The sequence below is a fragment of the Ruegeria sp. SAZD013 genome, from assembly GCF_059612525.1.
Genome location: NZ_JBXWQT010000037.1, coordinates 1 through 25,622 on the forward strand (window position 1 = coordinate 1; position 25,622 = coordinate 25,622).

The window sequence follows — 25,622 nt, forward strand, 5'->3', positions numbered from 1 at the left end:
AGATATCGACCATCTCTCGGTCACCGCCCTCTTTGCGCAGCATGTGATCCTGCAGACGGCGGAAGGCTTCGGGCATCTCCGTGAACGGCGCGCCGTTGCGCAGGGCCCCGGGTTTGCGCTGGATCACTGCCAGATAGTGGCGCCAATCATAGATGACCTTTCCGGGTTTATGGTGCGAGCGCTCTATGACGCGGTCATGGGTGCAAACGGTTTGGCCTTCGGCAACCACGACCAGTCGATCCGGATAGACATGCAAACTGACGCGGCGGTTCGCAAAGCTGGCGGGAACGCTGTATCTATTGCGTTCAAAGGTCACGAGGCATGTTGGCGATACCCGTTTACTGTGTTCGACAAACCCATCGAAAGCCGGGGGCAGCACCATCAGCATCGGCTTCTCTGTTTCCCAGGCATCAGCAATCGTGCCGGGCAGGTCCCGGTGCTTTGTCTCGGCCCAAAGGGCAATACAGCGATCTTCCAGCCACTGGTTCAGCTCGTTCAGATCGCTGAAGACCGGCATGACCTGCCACAGGCGGTTACGCGCATCCTGTACGTTCTTCTCGACCTGTCCTTTCTCCCATCCGGCTGCCGGGTTACAGAACTCAGGCTCAAAGACGTAGTGGCTGGCCATGGCCTTGAAGCGGGCATTGACGTCCCGCTGTTTGCCTCGACCAACACGATCCACCGCCGTCTTCATGTTATCGTAAATCCCGCGACCAGGAACGCCGCCGAAGACACGGAACGCATGCCAATGGGCGTCAAACAGCATCTCGTGGGTTTGCAGCGGATAGGCCCGCACCAGGAACGCCCGACTGTGAGACAACTTGACATGAGCGACCTGCAGTTTGGTCCGTTCGCCGCCGATATTGGCCCAATCTTCGCTCCAATCGAACTGGAACGCTTCGCCTGGCTGGAACACCAAGGGCACGAATGTGCCGCGACCCGTCGTCTGCTCCGCCCAGTGCCGATCCGCGCGCCAGGTACGGGCAAAAGCGGCGACACGCCCATAGGAACCCTCATAGCCCAGCTTCACCAGATCAGCATGCATCTGCTTTACAGTGCGACGCTCCTTGCGTGATTTACGCGTTTGCACCAGCAGCCAAGCCGACAAACGATCCGCATAGGGATCCAGCTTGCTCGGTCGTGCGGGGGTCTTGAATTTCGGCTCTACTGCGCCCTCACGCAGATACTTTTTGATGGTATTGCGAGACAGCCCAGTGCGCCGTGAAATCTCGCGAATTGGCATTTTGTCACGCAATGCCCAACGTCGTATGACACTCAAAAATCCCATGTCGATCACTCCAAATCTCCCCAAACGAAACCGTCGGGGCAAGTTGTTCACATGGGTCAATTCTCAGTGAAAATTTTGGGGCCTACCGGGTCACTTCTCAGCGGAAATCAACAACCGGGGTTTTGCATTTAACATAATGGCGCTTACGCGTAGATCAGCTTTGCTTAACTGGTTTCAAATTCCACTCTCTATCTGCTCGAACGAGGCTCGAAACCTGCCACAGGTAGTTGTAGTTTCACTAATAATCTTGGTTTGAGCTGAGTATCAATTTTTTCACCGCAAGCTGAGGATATCGGCAAGTACTTCGACAAATCAGGGGGCGAAAATGGCGGGAGCGAGAAGGCTGACAAGGGCAGAACTCCTAGAAATTGTGTGGAGTCGACCTTTGAAAGATATGCCCGAAGTCGTTGGAGTGTCTTCAACTTCAGTCAGGAATGCTTGCAGGAAGTTCGATATCCCCATTCCCGACAGAGGGCACTGGAACAAAGTCAAAGCCGGAAAGTCCGTCAAACGTGTTTCACTGCCCGAACGCGCCCCAGGAATGTCTGACGAAGTGATAATTGGCGGATCAGGCTATGATCGGTACTACGGTTCCAAAGTCGACCTGGAGGCACCGCTTCCTATACCACCGTCCTTCAACACCCCAATTGAAGACGTCCGGGCTAGGATAGCTAAGAAAATTGGGCGAGTCGCAGTACCGCGCGGCAAACACGCATGGCACCATGTTTTGCAACGTCTGTTTTCCGTAGACGATAAAAGACGGGCAAAAATTGCCGAAAGCAAGTGGGCTTACTCCTGGGACAAACCGCTTTTCGACAATCCCTTCGAGCAACGCAGGCTAAGGATCTTGAATGCACTTTTCCTGGGCGTCGCAAAATGCGGCGGTAAACCGAGCATTCAGGGAAAAGAGGCCATCGAAATCTCGATTTCCATTCATCAGCAGCATGTACCGTTTAAGCTTCTCGCGACGGCGGATTTGAGGCTGAGCAACTACCATCGGAACCCCGACGACCACAGGCCAGCTAAAGATCCACTAACTCTGATCGTTCCAAACCACTTTCGTGGGCAAGATGTCCGGTTATCTTGGGCGGATGAGCCGGACGCCAAACTTGAAACGCGTCTTACCGAGATTGCAATCGAGCTGGTAGTATTGGCCGAGACCTTTCACCGGGAGCATGCCGAGCGCCAGCATGAGTGGTTGATTGAACGTAAACAAGACCATGAGCGAAGAAAGAAAGAAGCCGAAGCGGCAAGGCTTGAAGCGCTCCGTGTCAGGGACGAAAAATTCGAGAAAGCGAAACGCAGCATGCTGCTTAGCCATGCCCGCGACCTCGAAGATGCGAGGATATTGCGCCAGTTGGTCCAGGACGTACTGAAGTTAAGGGCCACGAAACTAATGATCACACAACTGCTTGGGCGGAATTCGTAAGCGAAGAGGCCGATCGGATTGATCCAATTTCGAACGCTAGGTACCTTGAAATCATGGAGCTAAAGCCTGAGGATTTCACTGAAGACAGCGGCTGAATATGCCCTCTGGGAATCGGGACGATCCCCGGATCATTCTTCTTCCTACTCCCGTCCTCCACCAGTTGAAATTGAGGTGAAATCTGATCTGTGTTCCCTGATGTATCTCTGGGGTTCACTGATGCTTCGTCTGATTTCCCTGTTGTCCCATCCAGGGAATTCACCCACAAGGCACTGACCTGCTTACATATTTTGAATCCTCAGACATAAAATAGCGCCAAAACGGTGCGTATTCCCTGTAAATTTCCCTGTTTTCAGGGAAATCGGAGTGAGACTAGCTAGCTGGAAACTGTCCGCACAGCCATGATTTTCCTATATATCACACACCGACGTCCTCGGGGCGGATTGTAGCGCCTTCTCAGCGGCTTGTCTGACGTCAGCACCATGTTGAGACGCGCAGGTTCATGCCCTTGGGAGAAAATGGGAAAGACCCCCGAGTTTTTTCTTGCCGCAGAGTAAGTGTTAAGGTACCCGCGTTTTACCGGTCCCGATGTGGCTAAGAGGGAATCCGAGGTGCCTTTTGGTGCCAACCGGAACTGCCCCCGCAACTGTAGGCGGCGAGCGCTGTCCATTCCGTCACTGGGCCATTTCGGTCTGGGAAGACAGGACAGACAAAGACCCGTCAGTCAGGAGACCTGCCGGTATGAAACCGAAACACACCGGGCGGGGTTGTCCGGGGAGGTTGCCGAAGAAACGCGCCGGGCGGGCTATGTACCACTCTGCGCTCACAGCAGGCAGAAAAGCGTCTGTTGCTTCGGTAAATGCCCATTCACCCGTTCTCTGGTCATTGACACATGGAGATCGATTGTCATGTTTCTACGCACTGGCCTGATTGGCCTTTCCTTGCTGGCTACCAGCGCTGCCGCCGAAGGAAACTTTCCCTTAACCATCGAAAACTGCGGTCACTCGGTCACGTTTGACGCGCCAGTGACGTCGTCAGTCACGGTCGGCCAAGCCGCGACCGAGGTGCTTTATGCGCTGGGTCTGAGTGAGCAGGTTCTTGGAACTTCGGTCTGGTTCAACGAGGTGCTGCCTGAATATGCCGAGGTGAATGCCAAGGTAGAGCGTCTGGCAGACAATGATCCCAGCTTTGAAAGCGTTGTTGCCAAGCGGCCGGGACTGGTCGCAGCGCAATATGAATGGCATGTCGGACCCGAGGGCATCGTCGCCACGCGTGAGCAATTTCACGAACTGGGTATTCCAACTTACGTGATGCCTGCGGATTGCGTCGGCAAAGACAATACGGTCGGCGGCGATGGCACCCGCCTGCAAGCGTTCTCGACCGATACGCTGTATCAGGGTATCGAAGAACTGGCGGCAGCCTTTGATGTGTCCGAACGCGGCACGGACCTGGTTGCCGAGTACAAGGCCCGTGAAGCCGCAGCCGTCGCCAAGGCGCAAGCCGTGAAGCTGGACGATGTGTCCGCCGTATTCTGGTTTTCCTCTCCTGAAATGGAAAGCGATCCGTTTGTGGCCGGGCAGAAGGGCGCACCGGGATACATGATGAGCACATTGGGCATCCGCAACGTCGTCGAGACGGATGAAGAATGGCCAACAGTGGGCTGGGAAACCATTGCCAAGGCCAATCCGACGGTGATCGTGATTGCCAAGATGGACCGCCGTCGCTTTGCTGCGGACGACTACCTGAAAAAGCTGGAGTTCCTGCGCGCTGATCCGGTGACCAGCCAGATGGATGCGGTCAAGAATGACCGGATTGTCGTTATGGATGCGCAGGCCATGGACGCCACCATCCGCGCAATCCCGGCACTGGAGGATCTGGCCGAGAAGCTGGATACCATCGGAAACAACTTGTGAACGAGGTCGCCGCAATCTTTCGGCAGGGTTTCAAGGCCGCGTGCCTAACTGTGCCACTATTGATTGCGGCGGTCCTTGCGGGCGCGATGATCGGGGAAACCTCGTTGTCGCCCGATTTGGTTCTCTCCGTTCTGGTCAACAAGCTGGCCGGAGCGGACCTGCCCGTCGACCCAATTGATCAGGGTATTATCTGGAGCTACCGGATTCCTCGCGCTCTGGTCGCTGCGTCCTGCGGTGCCGGTCTGGCTGTCGCAGGGGTCGTGTTGCAGGCATTGCTGCGAAACCCGTTGGCTGACCCTTATATTTTGGGCATTTCTGCCGGGGCCTCGACGGGTGCCGTGGCTGTTACCATCGCTGGTTTGGGCGGGGGAGCTTTGTCGCTGTCTTTTGGCGCGTTCAATGGCGCGCTTTTGGCTTTCGGTTTTGTCGCGTTGCTGGCCCGAGCCTCCGGCGCAGGCGGCGGGCGGGCTGCGACGGCGCAAATCGTTTTGGCGGGAATTGCCGGGTCTCAGTTGTTCAATGCGCTAACGGCCTTCATCATCGCCAAATCCGCCAATGCCGATCAGGCGCGCGGGATCATGTTCTGGCTGATGGGAAACCTCAGCGGCGTGCGCTGGCCGGATGTATATCTGGCCATTCCGGTGGCCCTTGCCGGCTGGCTTATTTGCCGCTTTCACGCCAGAGCTTTGGACGCATTTATTTTCGGCACTGATTCAGCGGCCTCGCTGGGCATACCGGTGCGGCGGGTGCAGGCAACCTTGATCTTCGCCACCGCGCTGACAACAGCGGTCATGGTTTCGATCGTCGGGTCCATCGGCTTTGTCGGGCTGGTCATCCCTCATGCTGCCCGGTTCCTTGTAGGACCGGGGCATCGCAGGCTTATCCCAACGGCCGCCTTGATCGGAGCGGTCTTCCTGATCGGCGCCGATATCGTGTCGCGCATCATCATCCCGGGTCAGGTTCTGCCGATTGGGGTGGTTACCGCCCTGATCGGTGCGCCTGCCTTTGCCGTAATTCTGGTGCGCGGCCAGAGGAACGCCCAATGAAGATCGAGGCGCAAAACCTGACATTTTCGGTTCGCGGCAAGACTTTGCTGTCAGACGTATCGTTTGTCGTGGAGCCCGGCGAAACACTGGCTTTGGTCGGACCCAACGGTTCGGGCAAATCAACTCTGATGCGCCTGTTGGCGGGTTTGGCACGTCCGGTTTCGGGAAAAGTCGTCATAGCGGGCCATCCCGTTTCGCATTTGTCGCGCAGACAGATTGCCCAACGGATTGCCATTGTTGAACAACAGGCTGATACAGCCGAACGCGTAACTGCACGGTCCGTGGTCGAGCTGGGCCGCACGCCCTGGCTGTCGGCCTTACGGCCCTGGCGCGCCGAAGATACCAGGCAAGTCGACAAAGCCCTGCAAACTGTGGAAATGGCCGATATGGCACACAGAGAATGGGCAACATTGTCTGGAGGAGAGCGCCAGCGGCTGCACATCGCGCGGGCTTTGGCGCAGCAACCGGGCCTTTTGCTTTTGGACGAACCGACCAACCATCTGGACATACATCACCAACTGTCGATCCTGGACTGTGTTCGAATTCTAAAAGTGACAACGGTGATGGCACTGCACGATCTGAATCAGGCAATGGCCTGTGATCGCGTGGCTGTTTTATCAGAAGGACAGCTGGTTTCTCTTGGCCCGCCCAAACAAGCCTTGTCTTTGCAAACCGTTTCAGAAGTTTTCGGTGTCAAAGCACAGTGGGGGTATAGTGCCGGCAGGACAGAACGGTTTCTGTCCTATCATCTGGACTGACGGATCCCGATCGCTTCTGGTCGCACAGGATATCAGCGTCGTCAGCGCGCCATGCCAGATACGTACAATCTGCGGCCTCGAAGGCGTATTCCAACGGCGAGCAAGCTTGATCTGGGTTTCCTCACAAACTGCAAAATTGCTCGTCGAATGCTGTCTAGATTCTAACAGAAATAGGATTTGTTCGTTTTCTTGCCTTCCAAGATGATCGGCAGGCGCGTCGTCCGAGCGTTGGTCGACCAAACCCTTGTGGTATGTTCACTACTTGATTTGAACCGTGAAACAGATTCCTTTCGGAAACCACTGGGACCTGACCCAAATCTCGAAACGCCATCAGCTTGAACAAATTGCGGCGACCGCACGTCGATATTGCAGATTACCCACAATCAAAGCCTCAACTTGAGCCTTAAATTAACGGTAGATTAACGAAACAGGGCACAACAAATCTCTGGATGACAAGTTCTTGATATACTTATGCCTATATCGAGATTTATTGGTGGGTAATCCTGCCGGTCTGTTGACTAGTCCAGTTTTTAACGAGGGGGTATCCCGGCAGGATCAGGGGGTGCCAGATCGGGCCAGTTCGAGGCCAGCAGATCGCGGCACCCCCGCCGGTAAGCGCGAACCAGCAACTCATCTTTCATCAGTTGATCTTGTTGCGCTGCGCGTGGGGTGTGATGCCAAAACTGGATCGGTATACCCGAGAGAAATGCCCCGGATTTTCGAAGCCGCAGGCCACGGCGACTTCGGTAACCGACGCCTCGGTTTGCAAAAGCAGTTTCCGGGCTCGTTCCAGCCGCATTTCCATAAAGTACCGTTTTGGCGAAGTGTTCAGGTATTTACCAAACAACCGTTCAAGTTGACGGGTGGAAATACCCAAAACATCGGCAATGAAGGATGGTGAGACAGGGGTTTCGAGACTGTCCTGCATAATGTCTATCGCCTTTGCCAGATGGGCATTGCGCATTCCATTGCGCGATTGCAGCGAAACGCGCTGCTTGGCGGTCGCATTACGCACAGTGTTATAGACCATCTGATCCGCAACATCAGTGGCCAGTTCTTCGCCATGGTCGCGTTCGATCAGATGCAGCATAAGGTCTGCGGTCGCGGTTCCACCTGATGCGGTAATGTGTTTTTCGTCGGCGACAAAGACGCTGCGCACCAGATTGACATCCGGAAACGCCTCCATGAATGCGTCGTGGTACTCCCAATGGATCGCCGCCTGCATACCATTGAGGAACCCGGCCTCGGCCAGCAACCACGCCCCGGAACACAATGCCCCGATCCGCGTTCCGCGCGCGCGTTCGCGCCGCAGTGCAGCCAGAAGGGAACGAGTCACGTGGTCACGCATGTGAATGCCCGACAAAACAAAGAGTTGATCGCACTTGGGCAGTTCCTCAAGTCCGGAATGCACAAGAGTGACGGATCCATTGGAAGACACGGCCTGCTCGCCCTGTTCGGATACAAAAGACCAGCGATACAGCTCATCGCCACTCACTAGGTTGGCGATCCTCAGCGGTTCGACCGCACAGGAAAAGGCGAGGTGCGAAAACTCCTCGACCAGGATGAAGGCGAAGTGCTGCGTCTGAAGCATGAGCAGGACCATTTCCAAACTGGGCCGACGCCCAAGCGTGAGTCTATTTTGCAGACACCCATGCTGCACAAGATTTTTTTGTATACAAGTTGTATTTTTTAGAAATACAAAAATACGACCACCGCGATTCGGACACGGCAGCCAGAGGACATAGTGAGGCCAAAGGATGAAAGACGAAGCCAAGTCGCGCAAAAATGCGCTCAGAGAACACCTGAAGATGTCCATCCTGACGCTGCGCCTTCGTCCAGGTGACGATCTGGATGAGGCGCATTTGTCCGATGAATTCGGCCTGTCGCGCACGCCTCTGCGCGAGGTGTTTCGTCAACTGGCAGGCGAAGGCTATCTGGATCTGCGAAAAAACCGCAGCGCCCGTGTTTCGGAAATGTCCTACACCACACTGCGCGATTTCTTCCTTGCCGCGCCGATGGTCTACGGGGCCATCCTGCGTCTGGCGGCAGTGAACGCGACTAACGTGCAAATCGAAGAATTGAAAGCGGCTCAGCACGCGTTCAAAGCTGCCCTTCGTTCAGGGTCGGTCGAGGATCGCGCACTTGCCAACAACCGTTTTCATGACGTGACCGGCGAGATGTCCGGCAATGTCTACCTGCTTCCGTCATTCAACCGGCTGCTGATCGATCATGCACGGATTGGCATGACGTTTTATCGGCCGCAGACAGTTGAAATGTCGGAAAACCTATCGCTGGCCAGCCAACAGCATGACGCGATCATCGCAGCCATCGAGGCACGCGATGAAGCTGCAGCGGCGAAACTGGCCGAGGATCACTGGAACCTGTCCCGGGATCAGATCGGGATGTTCGTGATGCCTGACGCACTGGATGTCGCAATGGGTATCCCGCCACTTTCGAAGCCCGCATGAGGACGAAATGAACCCGATTTTCAAGTTCGAAGGAATTTATACTCCTGTGGTCACCCCCTATCACGACGATGGCAGCGTGAACTGGGACACCCTGTCCGACGTGATCGAATACCTGATCGAAAATGGTGTGCACGGCCTGATTTCCGGCGGATCCACGGGTGAGAATTATGCCCAGACCGTGCCGGAGCGGCTGGAACTGGCCAAATTCACGCATAAGCAACTGAAAGGGCGGTTGCCCTTGGTCGTTGGCACGGGCGCGATGCTGACTTCGGACTCGATTGCACTGGCCGCTGGCGCGCGCGATATCGGCGCGGACGCCATCCTGTTGGCCAGCCCGCCCTACTCGGTGCCGACGGATTGCGAAAACGCGCTGAATGCACTGGCCATCGACAAGGCCGCCGACCTGCCGGTGATGCTGTACAACTATCCGCACCGTACCGGCACAATGATGGGGGAAGAGTTCCTTGACCGCGTAGGTCGTAGCCGAAATTTCTGCGGCATCAAGGAAAGCTCGGGCGATATCAACCGGGTGCATCTGTTGGCCCGGGATTATCCGCATATCCAGCTGGGCTGTGGCATGGACGATCAGGCACTTGAGTTTTTCGCCTGGGGCGCACCATTCTGGGTCTGCGGCGGTTCGAACTTCCTGCCAGCGGAACATGTGGCGCTGTATCAGGCCTGCGTGATCGAAGGCAACTTTGCCAAGGGGCGTCGGATCATGTCAGCGATGATGCCGCTGATGCGGGTGCTGGAACAGGGCGGCAAGTTTATCCAGACCATCAAGCATGGCGTCACCATGAACGGGATCGACGCGGGTATCATGCGGCCTCCGCTGAAGGGCCTGAACAAAGATGACAAGCGCGCGCTAGAACAGGTGACGCGCGTGCTGAGAAAGACAATCGCCGACATCGTGGCTGAGGGGTGACAAACATGGATCTGCTGACACAGGACGAGTACAAATCCATCGCCGCAGGTCTGAGCCTGCCGACAGGCGCCTTTATCGACGGCGCGTTTCGTCCGGCGGTTTCGGGCCAGACCTTTGCGACAGAGAACCCTGCAACCGGTGAAAAGCTGGCCGATATCGCATCCTGTGGCGCGGAGGATGTGGACTTTGCCGTCAAGAAAGCTCGTGAGGCGTTCGACGATGGCCGCTGGTCCAAACTGCACCCCGCCGAGCGCAAGGATGTGCTGATCCGGTTGGCCAAACTGATGGCTCGCAGCGCCCGTGAACTGGCGGTAATGGAGAGTATCGACAGTGGCAAGACCGTCTACGACTGCGAAACTGTTGATGTGCCCGAGACAATCCACTGCCTGAAGTGGCACGCCGAGGCGATTGACAAGATTTACGATCAGGTTTCACCCGCCAGCGACGATCACATCGCCATGGTGGTGCGCGAGCCAATCGGCGTTGTGGGTATGGTGCTGCCGTGGAATTTTCCGCTGCTGATGTTGGCATGGAAGATCGGGCCAGCGCTGGCGGCAGGCTGTTCTGTTGTTGTAAAACCGGCGATGGAAACCACTTTGACGGCCCTGCGCCTTGCCGAATTGGCGATGGAGGCCGGCTTGCCGCGCGGTGTCTTGAATATTGTTCCCGGTGGCGGGGCCGAGGTGGGCGAACCCATTGGGCGGCATATGGATATCGACATGGTATCCTTCACAGGCTCGACCGTGACCGGCAAACGTTTTCTGACCTATTCGGCGGAAAGCAACGCCAAAGAGGTGGTGTTGGAGATGGGGGGCAAGAACCCCGCCATCGTGATGGAGGATGCCGAAAACCTCGACCGGGTGGCGGCGCATATCGTCAATGGCGCATTCTGGAACATGGGTGAGAACTGCTCGGCCTCGTCACGCCTGATCGTGCATAAGAAAGTGAAGGCTGAGCTGCTGGAGCGCATCGCGCATCACGCCAAACAATGGAACATCGGCGACCCGCTCGACCCCGAAACCCGCATGGGCGCACTGGTGAGCGAAGACCACTACACCAAGGTTTGTGGCTATCTGGATCAGGCCGAGAACGTGGTGATCGGTGGCAAAGCGGACAACGGGTTTGTCGAGGCCACCGTGGTCGAAGTGCCCGGCAATGACGCTACTTTGGCGCGCGAGGAAATCTTTGGCCCTGTCTTGTCGGTAATTGAAGTCTCGGGCTTTGATGAAGCGATCCAGATCGCGAACGACACCGACTATGGCTTGTGCGCCTCAATCTTCACGGCCAATGTCAAACGTGCCATTCGTGGTGCGCGGATGATCCGCGCAGGCACCGTGACAGTGAACAGCTTCGGCGAAGGTGACATCACGACACCTTTCGGTGGCTACAAGCAATCGGGATTTGGTGGCCGTGATAACTCGATCCATGCGCATGACCAGTACACACAGTTGAAAACCATCTGGATCGATCTGGCCGATGACGCGGATGAGGCCGTCGGTTGAGCCGACATGACGCCAAAAGGCTACCCCGGCAGACAGGACCGTCGGGATGGAACGCGATTCTGCCGCCCCAAACACCTCTGGCGGTGCTGGAACGGGACCTGACCGCGGATATCACAATAGTTGGTGGCGGGTTTGCCGGGCTCAGCGCGGCGCGGCGGCTGCATCAATTGGATCCTTCTCTGAAAATCGTTCTGCTGGAAGCCGGTCGTTTCGCGGAGAGCTCGGCAGGCCGGAATTCTGGGTTCATGATCGACCTGCCCCATGACTTGGCCTCGGACAACTACGCAGGCAAGGGGTCGGACGCGGATCGCGCCATCATTGCGCTGAACCGCAAGGCCATTGCCTTTGCGACCGAAGTGGCCTCCGATTGCGGGCTGCCACAGGAAATGTTCGACCCCTGCGGCAAATACAATGCAGCCGCCACCAAAGCGGGCGACGCGTATAACCGCGCCTTTGCCGCGCATCTGACCAAACTGGACGAGCCGCATAAGCTTTTAGATCAGCAGCAGATGCAAGAGGTCACGGGCAGCCCGCACTATACCTCGGGGCTTTATGCGCCGGGGACAGTTATGATTCAGCCGGCGGCATATGTGCAAGCGCTGTCCGCCCGTCTGGCCGGGCAAATCGAAGTATTCGAGCATTCACCCGTCACCTGTTTGGAACAACAAGGCGCAGGCTGGGTGGTCAGCACCAACAAGGCCAAGGTGAGCACCGGGCGGATCATTCTGGCCAATAACGGCCACCTGGAGAGCTTTGGGTTCTACCAGCGGCAATTGATGCACATTTGCCTTTACGCCTCGCTCACAGCCCCGCTGAACGAGGCGCAGATCAAGACACTGGGCGGGAAGTCGCGCTGGTCGGTGACGCCAGCGAACCCGATGGGGACGTCAGTACGGCGCATTTCCGGCAGCTATGGGGATCGCATCCTGATCCGCACCTGCTCCAGCTTTCATCCAACAATCGAGACCAGTCCAATGCGACTGCGCAATGCAGGCTGGGTGCATGACCGAAAGTTCAGGGAACGCTTCCCGAATCTGCCGGATGTGCAGATGGAACATCGCTGGGCCGGGATGCTTTGCCTCAGCCGCAATGGATCGGCCGCGTTCGGTGAGCTTGAGGACGGTGTCTACTCTGCCTGTTGCCAGAACGGTCTGGGCATCGCACGGGGAACACTGCAAGGCATGGGCATCGCTGAACTGGTGCTGGACCGGCGGTCTGACATCGCCGATCATTTTCTGGCGCAGCCGGACTTGCCGCGTTTGCCGCCCGAGCCATTCGCCTCGCTTGCCGCCAACAGCTATCTGATCTGGAAAGAGTGGCGATCCGGCAAAGAATGAACTTGACCGTCAGTAATTCTGGTTCAACTCATCCGCGGCCGGGATTTCTCTCTCGCGGCGGGCGATATAGTCCAGAAGGGCGTCGTTCTTGGCCTCATCCAGCTTGGGTTCCTGATACTCGGCCAAAAGCTTCCTCGCGTAGATCAGGGCGCGTTCGGTGATTTCAACTTCGCCTTCCGCCACCCATTGTTCGATCGAGTTGTTGTCAAACAGTTCGGGCATGAAAAAAGCCGTCTGAAAATTCTCCTGGGTGTGCGGATGCCCCAGATAGTGCCCGCCGGGACCCACATCCGGAATTGCGGCCAAGGCTTCGTCAAAATCATGCCATTTAGGCCCCTCCGCCATCCGATAGGCCATCGCGCATTGTTCCGCGTCCACAACAAACTTGGCGACCGAACAATGCATCCCCGCCTCGTTCCAGCCTGCCGAATGCCAGATGTAGTGGGCCCCTGCATGCAGAACAGCGCCCAGAGTTGTCGCGGATTCGTACCCGGCCTGCGCGTCAAACGTCTTGGCCCCGCCCAGCGTGTTCGAGGTGCGCCATGGCACATCGTAAAAGCGCGCCATCTGACCAATCATGAAATTCATCAGACTGATTTCAGGCGTCCCTGCCATCGGCGCACCGGATTTCATCGAAACGGTTGACAGATAGTGCCCCCAAATCGCCGGACAGCCCTTGCGGATCACCTGCGTATAAGCCAGCGCCGAAAGCGCCTCAGCGGTCAGCTGTGCCACGGTTGCGGGTACCGATGCGGGCGTATTGGCACCGCCCAGAACGAAGGGCGAGCACAAAACCGGCTGATTCCGGCGGCAGAAGGCGCGCATTGCACCCAGCATGGTTTCATCCCAGACCAGCGGGCTGTTGCCATTGCAGTTGCCCGTTGTAACCGGGTGGTCATCAATGAACCCTTCGCCGAAAAGGATATCGCACATGTCCATCACGTCTTCGGCATTCTTGGGCGAGGTGGTCATTCCCATGAAGGTTTTGTCCGAGTATTTCATCGACGAATAAGTGATGCGCAGGTGCCGCTGGCTGATCGGGTGATCGTAAGGTTCGACGATATGATGGGCCGAACTGTGCAGTGCGGGCATCATGTGCGACAGTTTATGAAACATCGCCAGATCGTCCAGCGTCGGGTTCCGGCGCACGTCGTCAAGATCACGCAGAAATGGCGCGCCGGTCATCGGCACGAAGATCGAGTGCTTGCCGCCGAGAGCGAGGTTCTTTTGCGGATCGCGTGCGTGATAGGTGAATTGCGCCGGAATGGTCGCGATCAGCTCGCGCACCATGTTGCGGTCCAGAAAGACCAGCTCTCCGTCAACCTTCGCGCCCGCTTTCTTCCAGTCTTCCACTGCGGTCGGATCGCGAAACTGGACACCAACGTTCTCCAGAATATTCATGGCGGCCTTGTCGATAAGCTCAACCTGGCTTCCGTTCATAACTTCGCAATGCGGGATGCCGCGGGTCAAACCCGGCAGCATGTCAAAGTTCGGCGCGGTGCGAAGAGCGCGGCGCGCGGAACGCCCACCGGCACGTGCAAGAGTACGGGTCGACAAGGGGCAATCCTCCTGTTTTGAAACAGACTGACGGAAATACGCCGCGTTCACCTCTCTGATTGCGATATGTGTTTGCAGGAAGCGACACCGCCCTGATGACGGTTTTTCGCCGCGCCTGTTCACGTAAGGTCGTTCGGTCATTTTATCTTGTGTGACCTACTTCACTGCCAATCACGTGCAGACATCTGCAACAGATATCCATAAAGTTGTTTCAGGAGGGGCGCTTCAATGCACCACACGACAGAGATGCTGATCATCGGTGCCGGGTTCTCAGGGCTGACGATGGCGCTTGAGGCACGCAAACACGGCATCAAAGATATCGCCATTCTGGAAAAGGCTGAAGATATCGGTGGCACGTGGCGCGAGAACACCTATCCTGGCGTCGCCTGCGATGTGCCTTCACATCTGTATTCCATGGCGACCCACCCTAATCCGTACTGGAGTCGCGCCTATGCCGGTGGCGCAGAGATACAGGAATATCTGCAAAATGTCGCGCATCAGGAAGGATTGTATGATCTTTGCCATTTTGGGCAGGAGTTGAAATCGGCGAGATGGGATGGCACGCATTGGCAGGTTGAAACCACGGATGGCCAGATCTGGTCAGCCAAGTTTCTGGTCTCGGCCATTGGCGCGCTGCATCATCCCAGCATTCCGGACATTCCCGGCACCGACAGCTTTCCCGGCCCCTGTTTTCATTCGGCCAAATGGGATCACACCGTCGATCTGACCGGAAAGCATGTGGCAGTTGTCGGCACCGGGGCGTCAGCCGTTCAGTTCGTGCCAGAGATTGCCAAGATTGCGCGCCACGTCACCGTTTTTCAGCGCAGCGCGCCTTACGTTATGCCGCGCCCTGACGGCCCGATCGCGCCATGGGTGCGCAAACTTTATGCCTACCTTCCCCAGCTTCCCCGCATCCGGCGCAAACTGATTTTCATGTTCTTCGAGTTCCGTCACCGCGTGTTCAGGGGCGAGGAACGCGCGATGAACTTTGCCCTAAAAATGTGGCGCAAGTCACTGGAAGGCGCGATTGCGGACCCCAAAGATCGGCGCATTCTGACCCCGGACTATCGAATTGGGTGCAAACGCATTCTCAGTTCAAATGACTGGTATCCGACCCTGGCCCGCGACAATGTCAGCGTCATTCCGCACGGCGTGGCCAGTATCGATGGAAACAGCATCCTGGCGACAGATGGCACCAGGACAGAGGCAGACGCGCTGATCTGGGGTACCGGGTTTCAGGTCACCAATGTCGTTGAAAGGTTGGATATCACCGGCACAGATGGGCTAACGCTGCGGTCGGCCTGGGCGAATGGGATGTGTGCACATCTGGGTACAGCGATAGCCGGTTTTCCCAACTTTTTCATCCTTCTGGGGCCTCATACCGGGCTGGGGCATAATTCGGTTGTGCTGATGATTGAAGCTCAGGTCGGGCATATCGGCCGGGTTCTAAGCGAGATGCAACGCAAGGAACTGTCGGTGATCACTCCCGATGCGGTGAAACAAGCGGCCTTTACGCAGGAAATGCATGACCGCCACGCGGACAGTGTCTGGCAGATCGGAGGCTGTACATCCTGGTACATTGATGCGGAAGGGCAAAACACGACGCTTTGGCCCGGAACAGTTGCCGAGTTTCAGAAACGCATGGCACAATCAGGATTGGAGCAATACAACCCCGTTAGGACCGGAGACAGCTAGATGACATTTATTCTTAGCGTGGTTACGGCCTTTGCCGTCTTTCTTCTGGCCATGGCCCTGTGGACCCGGCGGATAACCCGTCAGGGGCTTAAAACCGTGCCGCAGATGGGCCAGATCGTGCCCGTGCAGGGCGGCAGCATCCACTATGTGGAAATGGGCAATCCGGACGCGCAGACGGTTGTTCTGATTCATGGCCTGGCTGGGCAGTTACAGCATTTTACCTACGCGTTGGCGGATCAACTGGCCGAGGATTACCACGTCATCGCGTTGGATCGCCCCGGTTGTGGATACTCAACCCGGGATACGGCAGAACTCGCACAATTGCCGCAGCAGGCCGCGATGATTGCTGAATTTCTTGAAACTAAGGGCGTGGATCAGGTCGTGCTGGTGGGGCATTCACTGGGCGGTGCGGTGTCGCTGGCACTGGCTTTAGACCACCCCGAGCGGGTATCCGGCCTCGCTCTGCTGGCGCCACTGACGCACAGGCTGCCTGAAACACCGGTGATCTTCAAACCGCTCGAGATCCGGACCAAATGGCTGCGCAGCCTGATTGCCAACACGATTGCGGTTCCCATGGCCTCAAAAACAGCACCGCACAGTCTGGGTGTGGCATTTGACCCTGAAACCCCTCCACATGACTTTCTGGACCGTGCGGGTGGTGCGCTAGGGCTGCGCCCGTCGGCCTTTGTCACGGCCTCGCAGGACGTTATCGGGTTGGATGCCAGCTGCGATGCGCTGGTGGCCAAATACCCCGAGCTGTCGGTCCCCGGCGGGATATTGTATGGCCGCCAGGACGCGCTTCTGTCCCCTGCCCTTCACGGACCGCCGATGGCCAAATATGGTCTGAGCTATGAAGAGCTTGACGGTCTGGGTCATATGATCCTGATCACAGAACCGGAGATATGCGCCGCGTTTATCCGCAGGATGGTGGACGCCACGATGTTCCGTCAGACGCCCTTGCAGGACCCGGTGACAGAGCCCGTGAAAGAATTCCCCGGTTAGGGCGATTTCCCTCTTGACCCTCCCCGGCCCCTCGCTTACATCGCCTCTCACTCACGGCGGAGTAGCTCAGTTGGTTAGAGCAGCGGAATCATAATCCGCGTGTCGGGGGTTCAAGTCCCTCCTCCGCTACCAAAATCCCCCGACCATCGAACAAAAACACCACTTTTGGTTTTCCCTTTGAATTCAGCGCTCATCGATCCGGCCGAAGATCGAGATATGGTGCCGCGCGTGTGATTTCGACAGCGCCCTGTACCCCGCCCGTATTCAAGTGGATGTTCAGCTGGTCAGTCCCACTGAACCGCGCGAAATAGGCGAACTCGATCATGTTCAGCGCACCCATATCCTGACACTGAATGACATAGTCTGCCTGAAACTCCGAGTGACTCTCTGCCGTTGTGGAGCCTGTGACTGCGTTCGCCTCACCTTTCTGCTGTGTGATGCCGTATGTCAAAACCACATGGGCGGTCACCGTAGAGCACCCAGCTTCGGGCGGGGTTACGAACAGGTCTAGCGGGTCGGAAAGTTCCGACATTGCTATGGCCACACGCGTGCGGTTGTCATCGTTTTCAACCGGGGATTCAAACCCGACGATGTCCATGCTTGGCACCCTCAGCGCCAAGGCGAACCCGGTGTCAGAAAACACGATATCGATCTGGCCCGAACCATGGTGATGAGGCGTGGAAATCTGCGTTGCTTGCGCCGCAAGTGCCGCAGGAAACAGGAACAAGGCCAGAACCACGCGCTTCATGAACCACAAACCACCTACAAAGAATCACTTGGCTGATTTTAGCCGGAAACATGTACCGCACAATGTCATCCGCCGGATCAAGACCTCGTCAGATATGGGGATGGTGACCACCAGGCCAGCAACTCCATTTCCCGATAAAAAAACTCAGATTGACAATGTTGACTTTTTAACTCAGTTATTTCAGCGAAAGCCGCCGCGGGAACAAACCCGCCTGATCTGACAGTTCTGACTAGAAAGTAATGACCTCAATGACCAAGTTGTTTGCAACAGCCAGCGCTTTGACATTTGCGACAGCCACTTTTGCTTTTGCAGGGGATGTGCCTGCAAAAGCGGATATTCTGGAAACCTATGCCGATATTGCCGAAGCCAAGTATGACGACAGCCTGATTGCGGCAAAGGCTTTGCGGGATGCAGTCGATGCGCTGATTGCAGAACCCTCGGACGTGACTCTGACTGCGGCACGGGCAGCATGGGTTGCAGCGCGTGTGCCCTATCAACAGACCGAAGTTTATCGCTTTGGCAATGCAATCGTTGATGACTGGGAAGGCAAAGTAAACGGTTGGCCGCTGGATGAAGGTCTGATTGATTATGTCGACGCGGCCTATGGTGGCGCGACGGATGAGAACGAATTTGCGGTTCTGAATGTCATCGCCAACCCCAGCTTCGTACTATCGGGCGAAACCATTGACGCCAACACGATTACTCCGGAACTGCTGAGCGAAACCCTGCACGAAGCTGATGGTATCGAAGCCAATGTCGCAACTGGCTACCACGCTATCGAGTTCCTGCTGTGGGGTCAGGACATGAATGGCCACGGGGCAGGTGCAGGCAACCGTCCAGCCACTGATTATGCAAACGGCGATGCCTGCACCGGTGGCAATTGCGACCGTCGTGCCCAGTATCTGAGCGCCGCAACCGACCTGTTGGTCAGCGATCTGACCTGGATGACCGATCAGTGGAAACAAGGCGGCGCGGCGCGCACGGCGCTGATGGAAAATGAAACGGCGGGTGTCAGTGCGATCCTGACCGGTATGGGTTCACTGTCCTACGGTGAACAGGCGGGTGAGCGGATGCGTCTGGGCCTGATGCTGAACGACCCGGAAGAAGAGCATGATTGCTTTTCGGACAACACCCACAACAGCCATTACTACGATGGGCTGGGCGTTCAGAACGTCTATCTGGGCAGCTATACCCGCATCGATGGAACACCTGTATCGGGCGCATCACTGGCCGAATTGGTAAACGCAACAGACCCGGAACTGGACGCCGAGATGAAAGCGAAACTGGCCGTCACGATGCAAGCCCTTGGCAGGATCAAATCGACCGCGGAAGCAGGGTTTGCCTATGACCAAATGCTGGAACGCGGCAACGAAGGCGGTGAAACCCTGATCATGGCCGGCGTCATCGGCCTGATCGACCAGACCAAGACAATCGAGCGCATCGTGACCGCACTGGAACTGGACCAGATTGAATTTGAAGGATCAGACAGTCTGGATAACCCCGACGCGGTATTCCACTAAACAAGAACGCGCGCCGGGGGCTTGCCTGCCCCCGGTACACTCAACACGCTGACCCGCCAGCCCACTGAGCCACACAAACTCAAGCCAACATCCATGATTGTCTGCCACTGCACCAACATCTCGGACCACGACATCCGCGCCGCCATCGACTGGATGCGGACAGCCGACCCCCGAACCATCATCACCCCGGGCAAGGTTTACCGTGCTCTTGGAAAATCGGCGGATTGCGGCGGATGCATGCCTCTGTTTCTGGACACGATGCGGTCAAGCGATAATCTCGAAGTACCCATGCAACTCCGCGCCCTGCGCGCGGCAGTATCACAGGAGAGTGCAGATGAAGGGCGATCCAAAAGTCATCGAATATCTCAACAAATCTCTGCGGCATGAACTGACTGCTGTCAGCCAATACTGGCTGCACTACCGGTTGCAGGAAGACTGGGGACTTGGCCACATGGCCAAGAAAAGCCGCGAGGAAAGCATCGAAGAGATGGGCCACGCGGACATGCTAATCGAACGGATCATCTTTCTGGAAGGCCACCCCAACCTTCAGAAGCTAGACCCGCTTCGGATAGGTCAAACACCAAAGGAAACGCTGGAATGTGACCTTGCGGCCGAGATTGATGCACGGGCCTTGTACAAGGAAGCGCGCGAATACTGTCGGGATGCCGGCGACTATGTCTCGATGTCGCTGTTCGAGAAGTTGATGTCCGATGAAGAGGGTCATATCGACTTTCTCGAAACGCAGCTCGACCTCTATGAAAGGATCGGCGAAGCCAATTATGCGCAACTCAACGCATCGAAAATGGACGAAGGCGAATAGCTTTGTCGCCCTGTCGGTGGTCGCCTTTGCGGCCACCCCTTCCCTGTCAGCCGAACTGGTGGATCTGCATCTGAACGTCACCCCCCGCACTGACGATGAACGCGCCCGGATTGCCGTTGTCACGGCGCCGCCCCAGGATTTCAGCGCACCGCAGCAATTTGAAGAACTGCCCGCCGGGGCCGCGACAGTTCGAGTTCGTACGGACGCGGATGCGTTCTCGCAACCCTCAGACAACTTGAGCTTTGAACAGGAGCTGAATTTCAAGGTCGGAAACGGGCTGTTCAAGAAGGTTTGGGTTTCGTCGCCCTCATCGACGCTCGCCTCTGACGGGTTGGGGCCGCTCTATAACGCGCGGTCATGCCAGCGCTGCCATATCAAGGATGGGCGCGGGCACACGCCAAACGGGCCCGATGACAACTCGGTTTCGATGTTCCTGCGGGTCTCGATCCCCGGCACGTCGGAAGATGGCTATGCAGCGATCGAAGAATACATCGCCACTGTGCCCGAGCCTACCTATGGTGGGCAGATGCAGGATTTCGCACTGGCAGGTCATCCAGCGGAATACCGGCTGGCCATCTCGTACGAAGAAATCCCGGTAGCGCTTTCTGACGGTGAAACCGCCTCACTGCGCCGCCCGACTTATCAGGCAGCCGGTCTGGGTTATGGTCCGCTGCACCCGGAAGCGATGCAAAGCCCACGGATCGCGCCGCAGATGATCGGGCTTGGCCTGTTGGAAGCGATCCCGGTCGAAGACCTGCTCGCCAGGGCCGACCCCGACGATTTGGATGGGGACGGCATATCGGGTCGGCCGAATATCGTCTGGTCGGCCGAGTTTGACACCCCGATGATGGGCCGGTTCGGTCACAAGGCGGGGATGCCGACTGTGATGGAGCAATCGGCTGCTGCTTTTGCCGGGGATATCGGCATATCGAACCCGCTCTACCCTGCTCCGCACGGGGATTGCACCAATGTGCAGGTGAACTGCATCAAAGCCCCGCACGGCGACGATGATGAGCGCGGCTTTGAGATCGATCATCAGGGTATGGATCTGGTCGCTTTCTACAGCCGCAATCTGGGCGTGCCGGGTCGCCGCGACTTGGACAACCCCAAGGTTTTGCGCGGCAAAGAGGTATTCCATGCGACCGGCTGCGCGTCATGCCACACACCGTCACATGTCACTCATCGGATGGAAGACCGGCCCGAGCACAGTTTTCAGTTGATCTGGCCCTACACCGACCTGTTGCTGCATGACCTAGGCGAAGGTCTGGCCGACAATCGCCCCGAGGCCCGAGCGACAGGCCGGGAATGGCGCACGCCGCCTTTGTGGGGCGTTGGCCTGACCGAACGCGTCTCGGGCCACACGGAGTTTCTGCATGACGGGCGGGCGCGCACCTTGCTAGAGGCGATCCTGTGGCATGGCGGTGAAGCGCAGGCTGCCCGTGATGCCGTAGTCTCGATGCCCAAGGCAGACCGTGACGCCCTGATCAAATTTCTGGAAAGCCTGTGACCCATGCGTTTTCTTACCCTTGTTGCAGTGTTGTTGATGCCACTTGCCGCGCAGGCACAGGATCGCGCACCGATCCTGATGGACGTTGCCGAGACACATATCCTGCCCCGGTTCGAGACCCTTCCGGAAACGACCGGCGCGCTTGTCAGCGCATCATTGGTTGAGTGCGATCCGACCTCACCGGCGCTGCGCACGGCCTACGATGCGGCTTTCGACAGCTGGATTTCAGCCAGCCACCTGCGGTTTGGTCCGACCGAGGTCGATGACCGCGTTTTCGCCCTGGCTTTCTGGCCCGACACGAAAGGGTTCACATCCAAAACTCTGTCCCAGCATATCGAGGCTCAGGATGATGCCGTGCAAAGCCCGGACGCCTATGCCGAAACGTCAATCGCAGGGCGCGGGTTCTTTGCCCTCGAACGGATGTTGTTCGATCCCACCTTCGCGGAACAGGGCAATGCCGAATATCGCTGCGCGCTGATCAGGGCGATCACGGCGGATATCGATGCCAATGCCCGCGCGATGGCGCAGGACTGGCACATCTATGCCCCTAGCCTTACCCAACCCGGAGAAAATAGCCGCTACCGGACGCAGGACGAAGCGATGCAAGAGTTGTTCAAGGCCCTGTCCACAGGTCTTGAGTTCACGGCTGACACTCGGCTGGGTCGCCCCATGGGGACATTTGACCGCCCCCGTCCGAACCGGGCAGAAGCGTGGCGGTCCGGGCGGTCTTTACGCCATGTAGAACTGTCGCTGATATCCTTGCGAGATTTAGCCGCACGGCTGTCTTTTGATCACCCCGAAATCGCGTCGGAACTGGACGCTGCGTTTGCACGTGCCATCCAGAACGCTCAATCCATTGACGATCCCTCGCTGGCCGGGGTTTCAGATCCCCAGGCCCGGTTCCGGATCGAGGCGCTTCAACAGTCGATCCACGATATCAGCACCATCGCCGTGACCGAGCTGGGTCCGACATTGGGGATCAGCGCAGGATTCAACTCGCTGGACGGAGACTAACCCATGACGTCACGCCGCCATTTTCTTGCCGGTCTTGCCGCGACCACGATTTCCCCGATCCGCGGGTGGGCCTCGGCCGGTTCGCCTGATTTTCTGGCCGCAGGGCTGTTTCCCGACGGGTCCTTTCGACTTGCCGGGTTGAGCACATTGGGCGCGATCGTGTTCTCCGTGCCTCTACCCGGACGCGGACATGCGGCCGCTGCCCACCCGCACAAAGCTCTGGCGGTCGCGTTTGCCAGGCGTCCGGGCACCTTTGCCATCGTCATCGATTGCGCAACCGGCGCGCAGATTGCGCAGCTAAAGGCCCCTGAAAGCCGACACTTCTATGGCCACGGCACATTCTCGGCAGATGGCGCGTATTTTTATGCCACCGAGAACGACTACGAAGCCGGGACAGGTATTATCAGTGTCTGGGACGCAGAAAGTTTTTCGCGTCTGGGTGAGTTTTCATCGGGCGGAATAGGCCCGCATGACATGCGCCTGATGCCCGACGGGGAAACGCTGGTGATTGCCAATGGCGGGATCGAAACGCACCCCGAAACCGGGCGCACAAAGCTGAACCTGCCGACGATGGCACCCAACCTGAGCTATCTCACCCTGTCGGGCAGGATCCAAGAGCAGGTGTCGTTACCTGACGAGCTTCACAAGAACTCGATCCGCCATCTGGCGGTGCGGAGCGACGGTCTGGTTGGCTTTGCCATGCAATGGCAGGGCAGCAAGTCCGAACACCCGCCCCTGTTGGGCCTGCATCGTCAGGGTGAAGCCCCGCGCCTGCTTGCCGCGCCGGATCACGAACAAAGCATGTTGCAGGGATACGCTGGCAGCATCGCATTTTCAGCCGACGCCGAGACGATCGCAATCACCTGTCCGCGCGGCAATGCGCTGCACCAGTTTGACACAACCAGTGGCACATTCATCGGCGCCTTCGCGCTTGAGGATGTCTGTGGGCTTGGGGCCGGTGCGAACGGGTTGGTCTTTACCACGGGAACAGGCGCCTTCGGGACATTGACGGGCGCGCGCCCAGCTGTTCGAACCCGCGCCGAATGCCAATGGGACAATCATCTGATCCCAATCCACCCGTCCGCGTAAAATTCGGAATCCCCAATCAGATAGTTTACACTTGGAAGAATCAAACTGCTGCCGTATTGGCGGGCGCGAAACTGGCACCCTACGTTAAGGACCGACTTGATTGAAACAGACGCCCGACGCACCGCATTCCATCTACGGAGTTGAGAAATGGGGCAAAGGCCTCATCGAGGTGACCGAACAGGGCGAGATCGGTCTGCGCAATCCCATGGCCCCCGAGACAGCGGCGATCAGCCTGCCCGGTATCCTCAGCGATCTGGACGACCGCGGCATCAAGGCACCGATGGTCCTACGAGTCGCGTCTTATCTGGAACACGAAATCGCCCATCTGAACGAAAGTTTCCAAGATGCGATTACGCGCGTGGGCTATAATGGCAGCTATCGCGGCGTATTCCCGATCAAGGTAAACCAACAGGCCCAGGTTGTTGACCGGATCGTCGAGTTTGGGAAGAAATATAACTATGGGCTCGAGGCAGGCTCTAAACCCGAACTGGTGATTGCGCTGGCCCATCGTCTGGCCCCTGACGCGCTGATCGTGTGCAACGGCGTCAAAGATGCCGAGTTCATCCAACTGGCGATTCTAAGCCGCAAGATTGGGTTCAACACGGTCATCGTTCTGGAAAGCCCGAAAGAGGCCGACACGGTAATAGAAGTTTACAACGAACTGGGCATCGAGCCCCTGATCGGTGTTCGGGTGAAGCTGACCAACCAGATCAGCGGCAAATGGGAAGAAAGTTCGGGCGACCGCTCGGCCTTTGGGATGAACACCGATCAGCTTATCGCCACGGTAGACAAGCTGAAAGACGCAGGCTTGCTGCATTGCCTCAAGCTGCAGCATTCACATCTGGGCAGCCAGGTTCAGGATGTCAACGATGTGCGCCGCGCTGTGGGCGAAGCCTGTCGCTATTACACCGAGCTAACTCGCGAAGGCGTTCCATTGACTCACCTGGATCTGGGTGGCGGCATGGGGGTCGATTACACCGGCGAAAAGAAAGCTGCCGAAAACTCGATCAACTACACGGTCGAAGAATACTGCGCCAATGTCGTCGAAACCGTGGCCTACGCCATGGACGAGGCAGAGGTGGGCCATCCGACACTGGTCACGGAAAGTGGGCGCGCGGTGGTGGCGACGTCCTCGATGCTGGTCTTCAACGTGCTCGAAAGCACGCTTTACGATGCGCCCAATGGCCCCGAGGTTGATCCGGATGACCACCACTTGGTCTCGGACCTCGCCGCGGTGCACGGATACCTCTCCCGCGACCGTCTGCAGGAATGCTGGAACGACGCCACCTTCTATCGTAACGAGCTGCGCGCCCTGTTTCGTCGCGGCTATGTCGACCTGCGTCAGATGGCGCGGGCCGAACGGATATACCTGTCGCTGATGGCCCGGCTCAAGGCATTGGCCGCGTCAGAGGATCTGGAAACGGACCTGAATGACCAGCTTGAAAAGGTTGCTGATATCTATCACTGCAACTTCTCGCTGTTCCAGTCGTTGCCAGATGTCTGGGCCATCGACCAGCTGCACCCGATCGTGCCGTTGCAATATCTGAACCAGATCCCCGACCGTCGCGCCGTGCTGTCCGATATCACCTGCGACAGCGACGGCAAGATCGACCGGTTCATTCTGGCCGACGGTGTTTCCCCCAGCCTGCCGGTGCATTCCCTGCCCGAAGAGGACGAATACTTCATGGGTGTCTTCTTCGTCGGCGCCTATCAGGAGACCTTGGGCGATCTGCACAATCTCTTTGGTGACACCAACGTCGTCACCATAGACCTGCGTCGGGACGGTGGCTTTGACCTGCTGCACGAACAAGAGGGCGACACGATCAGCCAGGTTCTGTCATATGTCGAATTCGACCCGCAGGATTGCGTCGCCGCCTTCCGCAAAATGGTGGATGAGGCGATTTCGACCGGCACCCTGAAAGCCAAGGACCGCAAAACCCTGATGAGCGCTTACCGCGACTCGATCAATGGTTACACCTATTACGAATAACCCCTGAGAGGAGATCA

20 protein-coding genes, 1 tRNA gene, 1 pseudogene and 1 riboswitch are annotated in these 25,622 nt (G+C 57.4%); of the genes and pseudogenes, 18 read left to right on the plus strand and 4 right to left on the minus strand.

Translation table 11 applies throughout. The features are described 5' to 3' along the window. Positions 1-1,288: IS21 family transposase (gene istA, locus AC2FLU_RS17605; protein WP_496809309.1), on the minus strand; the 1,288-nt coding region annotated here is incomplete at its 3' end. Between the two features lie 385 nt (positions 1,289-1,673). Here istA and AC2FLU_RS17610 point away from each other — a divergent pair. The 4 genes and pseudogenes from AC2FLU_RS17610 to AC2FLU_RS17625 form a co-directional block, all read left to right on the plus strand. Next, on the plus strand, positions 1,674-2,717 hold the full coding sequence (locus AC2FLU_RS17610) for a hypothetical protein (protein WP_496809310.1): 1,044 nt from the start codon (positions 1,674-1,676) through the stop codon (positions 2,715-2,717). A 560-nt stretch (positions 2,718-3,277) separates the two neighbouring features. After that, positions 3,278-3,469: riboswitch (cobalamin riboswitch) on the plus strand. Between the two features lie 153 nt (positions 3,470-3,622). Continuing rightward, positions 3,623-4,627: an ABC transporter substrate-binding protein gene (locus AC2FLU_RS17615; RefSeq protein WP_480475675.1), complete on the plus strand. Its 1,005-nt coding sequence runs from the start codon at positions 3,623-3,625 to the stop codon at positions 4,625-4,627. Then, on the plus strand, positions 4,624-5,673 hold the full coding sequence (locus AC2FLU_RS17620; protein WP_480519006.1) for a FecCD family ABC transporter permease: 1,050 nt from the start codon (positions 4,624-4,626) through the stop codon (positions 5,671-5,673). The genes AC2FLU_RS17615 and AC2FLU_RS17620 overlap by 4 nt, the downstream gene beginning before the upstream one ends. Then, positions 5,670-6,180 (plus strand): annotated as a pseudogene (locus tag AC2FLU_RS17625) (ABC transporter ATP-binding protein); the annotation flags it as partial. The gene AC2FLU_RS17620 and the pseudogene AC2FLU_RS17625, both read left to right, overlap by 4 nt. 891 nt (positions 6,181-7,071) lie before the next feature. Here the strand turns inward: AC2FLU_RS17625 and AC2FLU_RS17630 are convergent. Next, positions 7,072-8,022: a GlxA family transcriptional regulator gene (locus AC2FLU_RS17630; RefSeq protein WP_480605338.1), complete on the minus strand. Its 951-nt coding sequence runs from the start codon at positions 8,020-8,022 to the stop codon at positions 7,072-7,074. Positions 8,023-8,188: 166 nt separating this feature from the next. Here AC2FLU_RS17630 and AC2FLU_RS17635 point away from each other — a divergent pair, with 166 nt between their 5' ends. Genes AC2FLU_RS17635 through AC2FLU_RS17650 form a run of 4 tightly spaced genes read left to right on the plus strand, consistent with a single transcriptional unit; the run spans position 8,189 to position 12,663 of the window. Further along, on the plus strand, positions 8,189-8,899 hold the full coding sequence (locus AC2FLU_RS17635) for a GntR family transcriptional regulator (RefSeq protein ID WP_480605337.1): 711 nt from the start codon (positions 8,189-8,191) through the stop codon (positions 8,897-8,899). Positions 8,900-8,906: 7 nt separating this feature from the next. Further along, positions 8,907-9,824 (plus strand): dihydrodipicolinate synthase family protein, encoded by a 918-nt coding sequence (locus tag AC2FLU_RS17640; RefSeq protein ID WP_496809311.1) that lies wholly within the window; start codon positions 8,907-8,909, stop codon positions 9,822-9,824. Positions 9,825-9,829: 5 nt separating this feature from the next. After that, positions 9,830-11,326 (plus strand): aldehyde dehydrogenase, encoded by a 1,497-nt coding sequence (locus AC2FLU_RS17645; RefSeq protein WP_496809312.1) that lies wholly within the window; start codon positions 9,830-9,832, stop codon positions 11,324-11,326. Further along, the gene (locus tag AC2FLU_RS17650) at positions 11,323-12,663 is read left to right on the plus strand and encodes an NAD(P)/FAD-dependent oxidoreductase (RefSeq protein ID WP_496809313.1); all 1,341 of its coding nucleotides are present in this window, start codon (positions 11,323-11,325) and stop codon (positions 12,661-12,663) included. Before AC2FLU_RS17645 ends, AC2FLU_RS17650 begins: the two co-directional genes overlap by 4 nt. A gap of 9 nt (positions 12,664-12,672) precedes the next feature. On the opposite strand, the gene AC2FLU_RS17655 is transcribed toward AC2FLU_RS17650, so the two are convergent. After that, positions 12,673-14,220: a trimethylamine methyltransferase family protein gene (locus tag AC2FLU_RS17655; protein WP_496715817.1), complete on the minus strand. Its 1,548-nt coding sequence runs from the start codon at positions 14,218-14,220 to the stop codon at positions 12,673-12,675. Positions 14,221-14,448: 228 nt separating this feature from the next. Between AC2FLU_RS17655 and AC2FLU_RS17660 the strand changes: the two genes are divergently transcribed. The 3 genes from AC2FLU_RS17660 to AC2FLU_RS17670 all read left to right on the plus strand — a co-directional run bounded on the left by AC2FLU_RS17660 (position 14,449) and on the right by AC2FLU_RS17670 (position 17,049). Then, positions 14,449-15,915, plus strand: coding sequence for a flavin-containing monooxygenase (locus tag AC2FLU_RS17660; protein ID WP_496715818.1), 1,467 nt, complete (start codon positions 14,449-14,451; stop codon positions 15,913-15,915). Further along, the gene (locus AC2FLU_RS17665; RefSeq protein WP_496809314.1) at positions 15,916-16,917 is read left to right on the plus strand and encodes an alpha/beta fold hydrolase; all 1,002 of its coding nucleotides are present in this window, start codon (positions 15,916-15,918) and stop codon (positions 16,915-16,917) included. It abuts the gene before it with no gap. 55 nt (positions 16,918-16,972) lie between these two features. After that, positions 16,973-17,049, plus strand: a tRNA-Met gene (locus AC2FLU_RS17670). 58 nt (positions 17,050-17,107) lie between these two features. Here the strand turns inward: AC2FLU_RS17670 and AC2FLU_RS17675 are convergent. Then, a complete protein-coding gene (locus AC2FLU_RS17675) occupies positions 17,108-17,665 on the minus strand; it encodes a ZrgA family zinc uptake protein (RefSeq protein ID WP_496809315.1) in 558 nt (185 codons plus the stop codon). A gap of 248 nt (positions 17,666-17,913) precedes the next feature. Here AC2FLU_RS17675 and AC2FLU_RS17680 point away from each other — a divergent pair, with 248 nt between their 5' ends. The 7 genes from AC2FLU_RS17680 to speA all read left to right on the plus strand — a co-directional run bounded on the left by AC2FLU_RS17680 (position 17,914) and on the right by speA (position 25,605). Continuing rightward, positions 17,914-19,185 (plus strand): imelysin family protein, encoded by a 1,272-nt coding sequence (locus tag AC2FLU_RS17680; protein ID WP_496809316.1) that lies wholly within the window; start codon positions 17,914-17,916, stop codon positions 19,183-19,185. 93 nt (positions 19,186-19,278) lie between these two features. Then, the gene (locus tag AC2FLU_RS17685) at positions 19,279-19,572 is read left to right on the plus strand and encodes a (2Fe-2S)-binding protein (protein ID WP_480476910.1); all 294 of its coding nucleotides are present in this window, start codon (positions 19,279-19,281) and stop codon (positions 19,570-19,572) included. Next, positions 19,520-20,005, plus strand: a complete 486-nt coding sequence (gene bfr, locus AC2FLU_RS17690) for a bacterioferritin (protein ID WP_480475650.1) — start codon at positions 19,520-19,522, stop codon at positions 20,003-20,005. The genes AC2FLU_RS17685 and bfr overlap by 53 nt, the downstream gene beginning before the upstream one ends. Beyond that, positions 19,965-21,512, plus strand: a complete 1,548-nt coding sequence (locus AC2FLU_RS17695) for a di-heme oxidoreductase family protein (protein WP_496809317.1) — start codon at positions 19,965-19,967, stop codon at positions 21,510-21,512. The genes bfr and AC2FLU_RS17695 overlap by 41 nt, the downstream gene beginning before the upstream one ends. 3 nt (positions 21,513-21,515) lie before the next feature. Further along, positions 21,516-22,526: an imelysin family protein gene (locus tag AC2FLU_RS17700; protein ID WP_496809318.1), complete on the plus strand. Its 1,011-nt coding sequence runs from the start codon at positions 21,516-21,518 to the stop codon at positions 22,524-22,526. Positions 22,527-22,529: 3 nt separating this feature from the next. Continuing rightward, positions 22,530-23,615, plus strand: a complete 1,086-nt coding sequence (locus AC2FLU_RS17705) for a DUF1513 domain-containing protein (RefSeq protein WP_480519029.1) — start codon at positions 22,530-22,532, stop codon at positions 23,613-23,615. 100 nt (positions 23,616-23,715) lie between these two features. Next, the gene (gene speA, locus AC2FLU_RS17710) at positions 23,716-25,605 is read left to right on the plus strand and encodes a biosynthetic arginine decarboxylase (protein ID WP_480625333.1); all 1,890 of its coding nucleotides are present in this window, start codon (positions 23,716-23,718) and stop codon (positions 25,603-25,605) included. The last annotated feature ends 17 nt before the right edge of the window (positions 25,606-25,622 follow it).